Below are 13,580 nucleotides of genomic sequence, written 5' to 3'. Positions count from 1 at the left end.
GGGAACGAAGCTTTTTTCTTTTGGGTAAAACCAGGAAGAATGTATTGACGGGAGCGGCAAGTCGTTGTAAAATTACTTTAGCGCTTAAAAGCGTATAAGCGTCGAAGCGTTTACGTATAACAGAAAACTTGTCCCCAAGGGAGTGTTCTCATATGATCGTGATTATGTCCGGAACGGTAAGCGAAGAGCGAATTGCAGAAGTGGTGCACCACATTGAGAAGCATGAGGTAACCGCGCATGTGTCCAAAGGGGTCGACCGTACGATTATCGGGATCATCGGCAAGGCAAGCCCCGTGCTGGCCGAGCAGCTTAGACAGCTCTCGGGAGTGGAACAGGTTGTCAAAATCTCCAAATCGTATAAGCTGGCGAGCCGTGATTTCCATCCGGACGATTCCGTCATCCGTATCGGGGATGTTGCCATTGGCGGCGATCAGCTGGTCGTGATGGGAGGGCCGTGCGCCGTCGAATCCCCGGAGCAGATCGATGAGATTGCGCGTCTGGTCAAGGCGTCGGGAGCGCAGGTGCTGCGCGGCGGAGCGTTCAAGCCGAGAACGGGTCCGTACAGCTTCCAGGGAACAGGCGTGGAAGGGCTCGTAATGATGGCCGAAGCGGGCAAAAAGCACGGGCTGCTCACGATTACGGAAGTCATGACCCCGGAGTATGTGGACATCTGTGCGGAGTACGCGGATATTCTCCAGGTAGGCACGCGCAACATGCAGAATTTTGATCTCCTGCGCAAGCTGGGATCGATCCAGACGCCGGTTCTTCTCAAACGCGGCTTCAGCGCTACATATGATGAGTTTTTGAATGCGGCGGAATATATTCTCGCAGGCGGAAATCCGAACGTTATGCTCTGCGAGCGGGGCATCCGCACCTTCGAATCCTACACGCGCAATACGCTGGATCTGGCGGCTATTCCCGCCCTGCAGACTCTGAGTCACCTGCCGGTCATTTCGGACCCGAGCCACGGCACAGGGCGCCGGGAGCTGGTAGAGCCGATGTGCAAGGCTTCCGTCGCTGCCGGAGCCAACGGCCTGATCGTGGAGATGCATACGGATCCGGATAACTCCATGACCGGTGACGGCGTACAATCCTTGTTCCCGGACCAGTTCGCCCGGTTGATGGTAGATCTGGAGAAACTTGCCCCCTTGTGCGGCAAGCGATTTGATACCCGTAAAGAAGCGGTGTTTGCAGGATAACTTTCGGAATAAAGAACGAAAAGCAGGCTTGAGAACCCTTTTTTGGAGGGAGTCAAGCCTGCTTTTTGTCGAAATGATGAAAATCAAGGGACAGTGTGAGCATATCTTACACCTCGATAAAAAATACCTTACATAAGTATTGACGAACTTTCCCGAAAAGTCTTATAATAGCAACATGATTAACAAAAACTTGAACAATGTGAGACCGAACAGCCGTTAATGTTCGGAAATTAGGAGGTAAGGTAGTCCATGTCAGTTCAAAACGTGTTAAACACCATCCAGGAAAAAGGCATCGAGTGGGTAGATTTCCGTTTTGTAGATCTTAGCGGTAGAGCACACCACATTTCTTTGCCGGCTTCTGAAGTTGAAGAAGCAACTTTTGAGAACGGCGTAGCATTTGATGGTTCCTCGATCCCTGGATTCAAAGGCATCGAAGAGTCCGACATGGTCATGATGCCGGATACGGAATCCACATTCATCGATCCGTTCACGGCTCATCCAACCCTCGTAGTTATGTGTAACATCTATACGCCTGACGGCGAACGCTATGAGCGCGATCCGCGCAGCATCGCACAGAAGGCTGAAGAATATCTGCAGCAATCCGGCGTAGGTACATCCGCATTCTTCGCTCCTGAATCCGAATTCTTCATCTTCGATGAAGTTCGTTTCGAAAGCGGCCAGAACAAATCCTCTTACTTCGTGGATTCCGAAGAAGCTCACTGGAACTCCAACCGCAAAGAAGAGGGCGGCAACCTGGGCTTTAAAGTAGGCCACAAGGGCGGTTATGTGCCTGTAGGTCCTACGGATACACAGCAGGACATCCGCAGCGAAATGTGCCGTCTTCTGATGGAATCCGGCCTTCGCATCGAGCGTCACCACCACGAAGTGGCAACGGCAGGCCAAGGCGAAATCAACTTCCGCTTTGACACCCTGACCAAGACTGCCGATAACCTGATGAAATACAAATACATCGTGCAGAACACGGCTAGACAGTACGGCAAAGTGGCTACATTCATGCCTAAGCCGCTCTTCGGCGACAACGGAAGCGGTATGCACGTTCACCAGTCCATCTTCAACGGGGACACGCCTCTCTTCTATGAAAAAGGCGGCTATGCAAACCTGAGCGAAATGGCGCTGCACTACATCGGCGGTATCCTGTACCACGCACCGGCTCTGATCGCTCTGACGAACCCGAGCACGAACTCCTTCAAGCGTCTGGTTCCTGGCTATGAAGCTCCGGTAAACCTGGTATTCTCCAAAGGTAACCGTTCCGCTGCAGTACGTATTCCGGTTGCTGCCGTTACGCCAAAAGGCTGCCGTATCGAGTTCCGCACACCGGACTCCACGGCTAACCCATACCTGGCATTCGCAGCTATGCTGCTTGCAGGTCTGGACGGCATCAAGAAGAAGATCGATCCTCGTGCACTGGGCTACGGTCCGCTGGACAAGAACATCTACGACCTGTCCGACGCTGAGAAGAGCGAGATCCGCAGCGTACCGGGCACGCTGGATGAGGCGCTTGACGCACTTGAGGCTGACTATGAGTTCCTGACAGAAGGCGGCGTCTTCACGAAGGACTTCATCGACAACTATGTCGGTCTGAAGCGCGGCGAAGCCAAAGCGGTATCCATCCGCATTCATCCGCACGAGTACTCCCTGTACTTCGATCTGTAAGATCTACAGATTACCTATATTCGAAGCTCCCTTGTTTGCAAGGGGGCTTTTTTCGTTTTTGGACTACCGGAGAACAGAAAGTGAAAAAAGCAGTATATTATAGAAGCGATTTTTCGGCGGTTGAGTCAGTTACAGACTGCAGGCGATGCATAGGGAGGAGTAGGGCTGTTTAATAACCGTTGGTATGTGTGTTGAGGCTTGATTCCGCTTCCGGCGGCTTAGGAGGGATTCTGGAGCGTCTGGGCTGCTGCGGCGTACGGTAAGGCGGTGCGGAATCAAACAGGCTGCTGCCAAAGTGTCAAATGCGCCGACGTATAAAAAAAATATGCCATTAATATGTAAAAGGAGCGATACGAATTGTATCTTCCGGCAAAATTCGCTATAATATGTAGTGTGGGCGGCGAATGAGGACAATATTATGATCAAGGAGGACAAGGATCGTGAAGTATGGTAACAAAATCAGCTTGCTGCGTGAAGAGAGACAACTGACCCAAGAAGAGCTGGCCGTTTGCATCGGAATTTCCAGGTCAGCGCTTTCACATTACGAGAATAACAGAAGGCATCCGGATTATGAAACTTTAAAGAATATTGCCGATTTCTTCGACGTATCATTAGATTACCTCATGAGGGAATAGTTGAAACAGTCCGGAGCAGTTTTTTTTCTTGATTTATTTCTAGAATTAGAAGGATACGGTCAGCTCCGATTTTCATAGGGGCTATCATATATTTTCGGGGATAGTGGTTGTCTGCTTTTGTTTCATTTTGTCGTTTTATTCATGAGGAATGCCTTTTTTCTGTGGTAAAACTCACTTTTCTACCAGGTCTCGACAATGTGAAAAATAGTCCTTGACAAGATACACTTTGTATCATAAATTTAGAGTATGGCGAACGATACATAATGTAACTTTAAGCGACATATTTTTTATCGGGAGCGCAAAGTATAGTCATCGCTGCAAGAGAAGGAAGGTAATCCCCATGATTGAGACAAAAGAAAAACTATCCTCTCCGGTTGTCTTGAAGATGAACATGGCTTCGGAAATGTATATTTCGCAAATCAACTCCATGAAGGTAAGCAGCTCTAAGGCTCTCGTCACGTTAGTTTCGGTCGGACCGGACCGGATTGAATTTCAGTCGCCGTTGAATTTTCCGGTATCCGCCCAAATCATTTGTTCCTTCGAACTCCCGCTACAGGAGCAGAAGGTCGAACTTGAAGCCGTACTCGTACAGAGTAGCAGGTCTGGGACAACTTTTCAATACACGGCCAAGCCGCAGCTCAGTGCCTGGAAGAGAGAACAGCTGACGACCGCCATCCGGAATCGGATCGATTCGTTCGAACGGTTCTATGAAGAAGCCAAACACGCCTACACGATTATGGACATAGAGCAGCCCCGTTGTTTGTTTGATCACATGGTATAAGGATTCGTTAATACCTAAGGTGGAAACAGGAATGATCGATATTCATAGTCATATACTCCCCGCTCTGGACGATGGGGCGCGGGATATGGGGCAGACACTGCGGATGATTAAGCAGGCTGAGCTCCAGGGGGTCACAACCCTCATAGCTACTCCTCATCATGCCAACGGAACCTTCATCAATGAATCGGCCGTAATCCGGCGCACAGTAGACGAAGTCAATCGGCAGCTGCAAGAACGTGGAATGACGGTCAAGGTGCTGCCGGGTCAGGAAGTACGCTGGTTCGGCAGATTAATGAAGGATCTGGAGAACGGCAAGCTGGTGACGCTCGCCGATTCCCGATATCTGTTGCTTGAGTTTCCCTCTTCGTACGTACCCGCTGCCGCAAGGCAGACCATATCTTCGCTTTTGGCTGCGAATTATATTCCTATAATTGCTCACCCGGAGCGCAATCGGGCCATCTTCCAACAACCTTCACTGCTGTACGATTTGATTCGAGAAGGGGCGTTGTCCCAGGTTACTTCTCACTCGATTACCGGTTTATTCGGAAAGAAGATTCAGAAGTTCACTATGGATTTGTGTCGCAAACATTGTGCCCACTTTATTGCTTCCGATGCTCATCATGAAACGGGACGATGCCTTAATTTGCCTACGGCTTACGAATATATAGGCGAGCACCTCGGGGCGGACTACGTAGAAGGATTTATCAGCAGAGCATCTCTTGTCGTGCAAAACCTGAATATAGAGACGGTTGAACCCATTCGACCGGCGAGAAAATGGTTTGGCATTTTTTGAAAACAACATGAAAATTTTCTGAAAATTCCCAGGGGGAAAAACCATGGAAGTCAAACACTACTTGCAAATACTTCGGAGATACATATGGTTGATACTGGGAGTTACGTTGATCACCAGTTTGTGTACGGCGCTGGTGAGCGTTCAGTATTTACCGCGGGTCTACCAGGCTTCAGTGAAGCTGCTGATCAACAGCGAAGGCAAGGGCAATGGGGTCGACATCAGTTCGATCAACACCAACCTGAAGCTGATCAAGACCTATTCGGAAATCCTGCGGACGTCGGCTGTCCTGGAGAAGGTGGCGGCGGCATATCCGGAGTTTATGCTCACACCTGAGCAGATGGCCGAGATGCTCGAGGTCAAGCAATCCTCGGACTCCCAGGTCATGACACTGGTGATCCGGGATACGGATTACAGAAGAGCTGCTGAAACGGTGAATGCCATATCATACACGTTCCAGAAAGAAATAGAGAATGTCATGAAAGTCAGCAACATCACAACCTTGGGAGTGGCGAATCCCGAGAAGCCCGCCCGGCCGATTCTCCCCAATACGCAGCTTAATGTTCTAGTCAGTGTCCTTGTCACACTCCTGCTCGGCGTCGGTTATGCTTTTCTTCACCACATGCTTCAGGACACCGTCAAGAACGAGAAAGATGTGGAAGAGCTGCTGGGGCTGTCGGTACTGGCCGCCATCCCCACTGTCAAATCAAAAGATATCGCCCTGCAATTATCCCCAAGCGGTCGAAAGGTAGGAGAGATCCCTTATGCCACAGCGAAGCAGTAAGAACAACGTTATCATTACGGAAGCCAATCCCCAGTCTCCGATTAGCGAATCCTATCGTACGTTAAGAACCAACATCGACTTCTCCCTGGTGGACAATGACAACAAAGTGATCATGGTGACCTCCACCCAGCAGGCGGAAGGCAAGACGACAACAGCAGTGAATATGGCTGTGGCGTATGCCCAAACCGAGAAGAAAGTGCTGATCGTCGATGCAGACATGAGAAGACCCAATGTGCACAACATGTTCCGGCGTCCGAACCGGGTAGGTCTCTCGAACCTGCTGGCCGGCCAGTATACGGTCCAGGAGCTGGTAACCGAAACCCACATTCCTCATTTAGAAATGCTTTCCGCGGGCGTTATTCCCCACAATCCTTCCGAACTGCTCTCATCCGAAAGATGGGTCCAATTCATTGAATTCGCCAAGAACAAATATGACGTAGTCATCATTGATACGCCGCCGGCGCTCAGCCTCCCGGATGCTCAATTGGTAGCCGGACACAGCTGTGGTGTGGTCATCGTCATCGATGTCGGCAAAGTGAAACGCGAAGCCGTGAAGAAGATGAAAAGCAACCTCGAGCACGCCAAGGGCCGCATTCTCGGTGTAGTGCTCAACAATATGAACAAGAAGGAAGCCGGCACTTACGCCTACCAGTACTAAGCTGCAGCTGGTGCCGCAATGGAGAGGAATTCCCAGCTTCAGGTAATGTCTACTGCACCTTTATCACTGTAGGCACTCGATCATGCTGTGGGCTCGGTGAGCCTTAGACGTCTATCGTCGGTGGTGTGATGTGAGGTTGGGTTGAATGCCCTCTCTCCGAACCAATAAAAATTCTAGTTATATTGTCTTGGCAGAGTAAGACAATATAGCTAGCTTTTTTATCTCAACATACATTGCATTGTAGGTTTGTCTTAGAGAAAGAAAAAGAGTAGGAGGGAAACCAAATGAAAAAAGTAAGAAAAGCAATTATTCCCGCAGCAGGACTTGGAACAAGGTTTTTGCCCGCTACGAAGGCGATGCCCAAAGAGATGCTTCCCATCATAGACAAGCCTACCATCCAGTATATTGTGGAAGAAGCCGTAGAGTCCGGAATTGAAGATATCATTATCGTGACAGGCAAAGGCAAACGGGCCATTGAGGATCATTTCGACCATGTTCACGAGCTTGAGCATAATCTGAACGAAAAAGGCAAGCTGGAGCTTCTCGAGGAAGTACGCCGTTCTTCGAAGGTGGAGCTGCACTTCATCCGTCAGAAAGAACCGAAGGGTCTTGGACATGCCGTATGGACCGCACGCAAGTTCATCGGGAACGAGCCGTTCGCCGTACTTCTCGGAGACGATATCGTCTCGGCCGAGAAGCCTTGCCTGAGACAGCTGATCGAACAATATGAGCAAACCGGCTCCTCGGTGATCGGTGTACAGAAAGTATCCGATGAGGAGACCAACCGTTACGGCATCATCGATCCGGGTCAGAACCAGGATCGTCTCTACGAAGTGCGTAAATTCGTGGAAAAGCCGGCTCTGGGCACAGCGCCTTCCAACCTCGCGATCATGGGCCGCTACATCCTGACGCCGGAAATTTTCGACATTCTGTCCCTGCAGGAGCTGGGTGCCGGTGGAGAGATTCAGCTGACCGATGCTATCCAGAAGCTCAACGAGCTGCAGCGGGTGTACGCCTACAATTTCGAAGGCACACGCCATGATGTGGGCGAGAAGCTGGGCTTTATCCTGACGACGCTGCAATTCGCGATGAAGTCGAAGGAGCTTCGCCAGCCGGTCTTGAACGCGATCAAGGAAACCTTGGCCAACCACAAGCTGATTGATGTGATTGGCTAATCGGTCCATTATCCCGCAGGGCCCGGCAGCAGGAAAGAGCAGCTCCGGGCCCTACGATACTCCAATTGAGGTGAGCGCAATGAATAAGAGCTCTAGAATATATGTTGCCGGTCATCGCGGGCTTGTCGGCTCCGCCATCGTGAGAAGGCTGCAGGCCGAAGGCTACGACAACCTAGTATTCCGCACATCGCAGGAGCTTGATCTCCGCGATCCGGGTGCGGTGAATGCTTTCTTCGCATCGGAAGGAATCGACTACGTATTCCTGGCCGCGGCGAAAGTGGGCGGTATCGTGGCCAACAACGAATACCCGGCCACCTTTATCCGCGATAACCTGATGATCCAGACGAACGTCATCGATTCGGCCTATCAGTACGGCGTGAAGAAGCTGATGTTCCTCGGAAGCACCTGCATCTATCCGAAATTCGCTCCGCAGCCTATGAAGGAAGATGATCTGCTGACGGGCATTCTGGAACCGACGAACGAGCCTTATGCCATCGCAAAGATCGCCGGTATCAAGATGTGCCAAAGCTACAACCGGCAGTACGGCACGAGCTACATTTCCGTCATGCCGACGAACCTGTACGGTCCGAACGATAACTTTGACCTGAAGAATTCCCACGTTCTTCCTGCCATGATCCGAAAGTTTCATGAGGCGAAGACGGAAGGGAAACCGGTTGTCGAGCTGTGGGGCACAGGCACCCCGCGCAGGGAGTTCCTGCATGCGGACGATCTCGCCGATGCATGTGTCTATCTCATGAATACGTACAATGAAAGCGATATTGTGAATATCGGTGTGGGAGAAGACATCTCCATCCGCGAGCTGGCGGAGAAGATTCAACAGATTGTTGGGTACACAGGCGATGTCGTATACGACTCAAGCAAGCCGGACGGTACGCCGAGAAAACTGGTTGACGTAACGAAGCTTAACGGCTTGGGCTGGAAGGCGAACATCTCGCTGGACGAAGGCCTTGCATCGACATACGAATGGTTCCTGCAGACACAGAAGCACCTAAGAACACTCACGAACATATAGGAGGAATATACACATGAAATCAGCACTTATTACTGGGGTTACCGGTCAAGACGGATCATATCTGGCGGAGTTTTTGCTCGAGAAAGGCTATAAGGTATACGGCCTGCGCCGCAGAACAAGCACACCGAACTATGAAAACGTGCAGGCAATTAAAGATCAGATCGAATGGATCTCCGGCGACCTGACGGATCTTCCTTCCCTGATCGAAGCCGTTCGCATCGCTGATCCGGATGAGGTATACAACCTGGCTGCCCAATCCTACGTGGCGGCATCGTGGCCCCAGCCGATCCTGACAGGCAACATCACGGCACTCAGCGTGACGAACATGCTGGAAGCCGTAAGGATCGTGAAGCCGACAGCTCGCTTCTATCAGGCTTCGAGCAGTGAGATGTTCGGTAAAGTGCTGGAAGTTCCGCAGAAGGAAACGACACCGTTCTACCCGCGCAGCCCTTACGGCGTTGCGAAAGTATATGGACACTGGATTACGGTCAACTATCGTGAGAGCTTCGATATGTTCGCCTGCTCCGGCATTCTGTTCAACCACGAATCCCCGCGCCGCGGCCTGGAGTTCGTAACGCGCAAAATTACCGATGGTGTGGCTCGCATCAAACTGGGTCTTCAGAACGAGCTTCGTCTCGGCAACCTGGATGCACTCCGCGACTGGGGCTTTGCAGGCGACTATATCAAAGCGATGTGGCTGATGCTGCAGCAGGACACACCGGAAGATTTCGTCATCTCCACGGAAGAAACACATTCCGTACGCGAATTCCTTGAAGTTGCATTCTCTTATGTTGGTCTGAACTATGAAGATTATGTAGTTCTTGATCCGAAGTTCGTCCGTCCGGCCGAAGTGGATCTTCTGATCGGCGACTGCACGAAGGCGAAGGAGAAGCTTGGCTGGAAGCAGGAAGTGAACTTCACGCAGCTCGTGCACATGATGGTTGACGAAGACATCAAGCGCGTTCAGGCAGAGGCACGCTACGCCAATGCAATGGCATTGAGCTAATCCTGGTTCAACGAGATGCGCAGCGCACTCAAAACCCTCTTCGGCAAGGCCAAGCAAATGGGCAAGACGCGGGACTTTAAGAACCTGACTTACAGTTCGATGGAGTTCATCGTCAACCCCCTCATTACGATATTGATCACTCCGCTGCTTTTGAAGATGCTGGGTGCCGAATTCTATGGAAGCTGGATTCTTATGGGATCCATCATAGCGATCCTCAGTGTCACGAATCTCGGAGTGAGCAGCTCGGTAGTCAAATTCGGTTCAGCCTATCTCGAGACCCATGATTATGTTTCGTTCAACCGTGTGCTGCGCTTTACGATGGCGCTGTGTCTGTTGATCGGGGCAGGTACCACCGTTCTTCTGTACCTGCTTGGTCCTAGTCTCCTGGTTCTCTTCCAGAACGCAGCAGGGGAGACCGGGGAACAGATCGTAGCGGCCACACGGGTGCTCGGTGCCGTCGTCGGAGTCAAGATCATCAGCAGCGTATTTGCTGCCGTATGTATGGCACATCATCGGTACGACGTACTGAATAAAACGAACATGCTCGTCAATGTGGTCACGAACCTGATGAGTGTGGTGCTGGTCTACTTCGGCTTCAAACTGCTCGGTCTTGTCGTTTTGATGCTACTGATGTCGATAGGTGCAGCGGGCTTTCAATATATGATCGGCCGCAGGCTGAGCCCCGAGCTCAACTATACGCCGCGTTGGGACCGGGAGGCTTCCAGGACGGTGCTGGGGTACGGCATGTACTCCTGGCTGCAGGTGATCAGCAGCGTCATCTACACGCAGATGGACCGGGTCATCATCAGCTCCTTTCTGGGGCCCGCGGCGCTTGGCATGTACTCCGTGTGCATGCAGCTTGCCGCTAAGCTGCATGAAATTCCGGCGGCGGCCGGCGCCTTCCTGTTCCCCAAGTTCAGTTCCCTTCGGGAGAGCGGCAATGTGGAAGAGCTCAAGAAGGTATATATCTTTGCCAACAAAATTGTCATTTTGGCGGTCACCTCTCTCAGCGTACCGATGCTTCTGTATGCTGAGAGTATTTTAACCGTGTGGATCTCGCCGGAATTTGCGGCCGAAGCTTCAACGCTTCTTCGTCTGCTTATTGTCGGTGTGGCTTCAGGTACAGTGGCGATTGTGGCATTCTATTATTTGAACGGTACCGAATATGTGAAATTAAACACAGGAATCAATTTCGGAACGAGTGCGGCCACGCTGCTCGGCAGCCTGATCCTGATTCCGCTGCTCGGCATTCCGGGCGCCGCTTTCTCCCGTATGCTCGGATTTCCGATCGGGATCGGTGCCAGGGTGTTTATCGAGTTCCGTCTGATGGGCCTGAAGATGAAGCTGCTGCTTGGCACGCTGATTCCTCCGGTTTGTTTATTTTTGCTGAGCGGAATGTGGGTTTACTGGTCAGGCGGGCCTTCCGCAGGATCGCTGATCTCCCTGCTGCTCCAGCTGGCGGCGGCGGGAACGGTCGTGCTGATTCTGATGGGTGTGCTTTTGTTCGGCGTGAAGATCTTGTCTCTTCGGATCGGGAGACTGCGTAAAAGGGAAAGGGAAGAGGCTGTGTGAAACCAAAAGTGATGTTCATGACCAACATACCAAGTCCTTACCGGGTGGATTTCTTCAATGAACTCGGCAAGCATTGCGACTTGACCGTGTGGTTCCAGGCGAAGAACGAAGCGAACCGGGAGTGGAAGGTGGATGGAATCGGCCGCCACTTCCAGTACAAATTCCTTCCCGGCCGGACGTTCGGTCTCGACAAACACTTGAACTTTTCCGTGTGGAAAGAGCTGCAGCGCAGTCGCTTCGACGTACATATCATGGGGTGCTACAGCTCACCTACGGAGATGATGGCCATTCAATGGCTGCGCATGAGGCGGATCCCGTACATCCTGAACTCCGATGGCGGATTTCCGGCGCCGGAAGAGTCGCGGTTCAAACGCAATCTGAAGAAAGGACTGATCTCCAGCGCTTCCTTCTGGCTGTCGTCCGGGAAGAACTGCACTGAGTATTTGACCTACTACGGAGCCAAAGCGGATCAGATCCATGAATATCCGCTGAGCTCGGTGCACTATACTCCCGAGCAGCTCCGGCCCTTGAGTCCGGAGCGGCATGCCGAATTGAAGCGCAGGCATAACCTGAAGGAGACCGTCTTTCTTTCGGTAGGTCAGTTCATCGAGCGCAAGGGGCTGGACCTGCTGCTCCGTTCCTTCCGGGAGCTGAACGCTCCAGATGCGAGCCTTCTGCTTATTGGCGGCGGGCCGCAGGAAGAGGAGTACAGGGCTTACCTGAAGGAGAATCAGGTAGAGAACGTCGTCATTCTGCCTTTCCTCCAGAAGGAGGAGCTCATCGAGTACTACAAGGTATCCGACGCTTTCGTGCTTCCTACACGCTATGATGTATGGGCCCTGGTGCTCAATGAAGCGATCATGTTCGGCCTGCCGCTGATCTCCACCATGATGGCCGGCGCTTCACATGATCTGATCGAAGAGGGCCGGAACGGATACATGATTCCGGTGGATGACCAGCAGCGGCTTACTTCCGCGCTGCGCGGCATTCTGGAGTCGCCGGAACGCAGAGCACGGTTCGGGGAACGAAGCTTGGAGATTGCCGCCCGGTATTCGATGGACCATATGGTGGACGCCCATCTCAAAGCCTTGGAACGGTTTCTCGGCAGGCACAAAAGTGAGGCTATATGAGTACAAAATTCATGTTTTTCGATACGTCCAACGACGGACATCATTTTTACTACAACTGGACGGCCATTCAAGGCGTGCGTGAGAAAGAGCCCGATGCGGTGTGCTGCTATGCGACCACATCCATGGAACCGGAACAGGCCAAGAGCTTGGCGGAGGCGGGGATCTCCATGATGCTGATGGATCCCGAACCGCCCAGGCTCCCGGCCGTGCTGGGGCGGACCGTGATGCTCTACCGTCTCATCCGGTACTGCCGGAAGCACGGGTACCGCAAGCTTCACCTGCTGTATCTCGATTGTCTTCTGATACCGCTGCTGCTGGTATGGCCGCTGCTTCTCGGTCTGCACTGCACAGCCACCATGCATTGGTATCCGACGCGTCCGAGCAAACAGCGGGCCCTTTCTTTTTTTCTGGGACTTGGCGTGATTCGTCAGCTCATTGTTCACGGGGAGTATACCAAGCGTTATACCGTCGAACGTGTCCGTTCGTCCGGCAAGGGAGCCGTGGAGAGCATTCTCTACCCTCAGCTGCATCCGCAGCATGCCAACCCTGAACAGGATGCGGAGATGAAGCTTCGCTGGGGCGCAGCCGGTCCGGGACCGTATCTGCTGGCCTTCGGCGGCACGCGGTACGACAAGGGGCTGGATCTGCTGCTGCAGGCCTTCGCCAAGGTGGAAGAGCCCTGCACATTGGTGATTGCAGGCAAAGAAGAGCATTTTACCCGCAAGGACATCGAGGCCTGGAAGGAGCGCCTTCCATCGCACTGCCATGTCGTAACGGAGCTTGGATACATAGCCGACGAGGCGGTGTCTTCCTACTTCGATTCCTCGGATTTGATCGTTCTTCCCTACCGGCGGATGTTTACGGGCCAGAGCGGCCCGCTGACGGAAGCGGTGGTCCGCAATAAGCTGGTGATCGGTCCGGATCACGGCGAAGTCGGATTCACGATCGAGCATTATCAGCTCGGTCTCGTCTTCCGTTCGGAAGATGTGGACGATCTGGCCGGACAGATCACATACGCTCTGCGCCACCGGGCGGAGCTGGCAGAGAAAATCAATGCCAACCAGAACCATTACCGCCAATTAATCCAACCGCAATTTTTCATGGATAAGTATGGAAAAACACTTGGGACATAAGTTTAACTAC

13 protein-coding genes are annotated in these 13,580 nt (G+C 52.3%); all 13 read left to right on the top strand.

Features of this window, described 5'->3' with window-relative positions:
- The first annotated feature begins 152 nt into the window (after positions 1–152).
- The 13 genes from aroF (at position 153) to PM3016_RS31100 (ending at position 13,570) form a co-directional block, all read left to right on the top strand.
- Positions 153–1,199: a 3-deoxy-7-phosphoheptulonate synthase gene (aroF, locus tag PM3016_RS31160; protein ID WP_013920412.1), complete on the top strand. Its 1,047-nt coding sequence runs from the start codon at positions 153–155 to the stop codon at positions 1,197–1,199.
- A 249-nt stretch (positions 1,200–1,448) separates the two neighbouring features.
- The gene (gene glnA, locus PM3016_RS31155) at positions 1,449–2,873 is read left to right on the top strand and encodes a type I glutamate--ammonia ligase (RefSeq protein WP_013920410.1); all 1,425 of its coding nucleotides are present in this window, start codon (positions 1,449–1,451) and stop codon (positions 2,871–2,873) included.
- A gap of 440 nt (positions 2,874–3,313) precedes the next feature.
- Positions 3,314–3,508 (top strand): helix-turn-helix domain-containing protein, encoded by a 195-nt coding sequence (locus PM3016_RS31150; protein ID WP_013920409.1) that lies wholly within the window; start codon positions 3,314–3,316, stop codon positions 3,506–3,508.
- 340 nt (positions 3,509–3,848) lie between these two features.
- Entirely contained in the window at positions 3,849–4,289 is a 441-nt protein-coding gene (locus PM3016_RS31145; RefSeq protein WP_013920408.1) for a hypothetical protein, read from the top strand.
- Between the two features lie 31 nt (positions 4,290–4,320).
- Entirely contained in the window at positions 4,321–5,082 is a 762-nt protein-coding gene (locus tag PM3016_RS31140; protein WP_013920407.1) for a tyrosine-protein phosphatase, read from the top strand.
- A gap of 43 nt (positions 5,083–5,125) precedes the next feature.
- Positions 5,126–5,863 carry a YveK family protein gene (locus tag PM3016_RS31135; RefSeq protein WP_014372144.1) on the top strand — a complete coding sequence of 246 codons (738 nt, stop codon included), beginning with the start codon at positions 5,126–5,128 and terminating at the stop codon, positions 5,861–5,863.
- Positions 5,844–6,521: a CpsD/CapB family tyrosine-protein kinase gene (locus PM3016_RS31130; RefSeq protein ID WP_013920405.1), complete on the top strand. Its 678-nt coding sequence runs from the start codon at positions 5,844–5,846 to the stop codon at positions 6,519–6,521. The genes PM3016_RS31135 and PM3016_RS31130 overlap by 20 nt, the downstream gene beginning before the upstream one ends.
- Before the next feature lie 284 nt (positions 6,522–6,805).
- On the top strand, positions 6,806–7,696 hold the full coding sequence (gene galU, locus PM3016_RS31125) for a UTP--glucose-1-phosphate uridylyltransferase GalU (protein WP_013920404.1): 891 nt from the start codon (positions 6,806–6,808) through the stop codon (positions 7,694–7,696).
- A 79-nt stretch (positions 7,697–7,775) separates the two neighbouring features.
- Positions 7,776–8,729, top strand: coding sequence for a GDP-L-fucose synthase (fcl, locus tag PM3016_RS31120; protein ID WP_013920403.1), 954 nt, complete (start codon positions 7,776–7,778; stop codon positions 8,727–8,729).
- Between the two features lie 13 nt (positions 8,730–8,742).
- A complete protein-coding gene (gene gmd, locus PM3016_RS31115; protein WP_013920402.1) occupies positions 8,743–9,735 on the top strand; it encodes a GDP-mannose 4,6-dehydratase in 993 nt (330 codons plus the stop codon).
- 15 nt (positions 9,736–9,750) lie between these two features.
- Positions 9,751–11,307, top strand: coding sequence for a lipopolysaccharide biosynthesis protein (locus PM3016_RS31110; RefSeq protein ID WP_014372143.1), 1,557 nt, complete (start codon positions 9,751–9,753; stop codon positions 11,305–11,307).
- Positions 11,304–12,437 carry a glycosyltransferase family 4 protein gene (locus PM3016_RS31105; RefSeq protein WP_014372142.1) on the top strand — a complete coding sequence of 378 codons (1,134 nt, stop codon included), beginning with the start codon at positions 11,304–11,306 and terminating at the stop codon, positions 12,435–12,437. The genes PM3016_RS31110 and PM3016_RS31105 overlap by 4 nt, the downstream gene beginning before the upstream one ends.
- Entirely contained in the window at positions 12,434–13,570 is a 1,137-nt protein-coding gene (locus tag PM3016_RS31100) for a glycosyltransferase family 4 protein (protein ID WP_014372141.1), read from the top strand. The genes PM3016_RS31105 and PM3016_RS31100 overlap by 4 nt, the downstream gene beginning before the upstream one ends.
- The last annotated feature ends 10 nt before the right edge of the window (positions 13,571–13,580 follow it).

Source organism: Paenibacillus mucilaginosus 3016, from assembly GCF_000250655.1.
GTDB lineage: Bacteria > Bacillota > Bacilli > Paenibacillales > NBRC-103111 > Paenibacillus_G > Paenibacillus_G mucilaginosus.
This window is presented reverse-complemented; position numbering and strand designations above follow the sequence as displayed.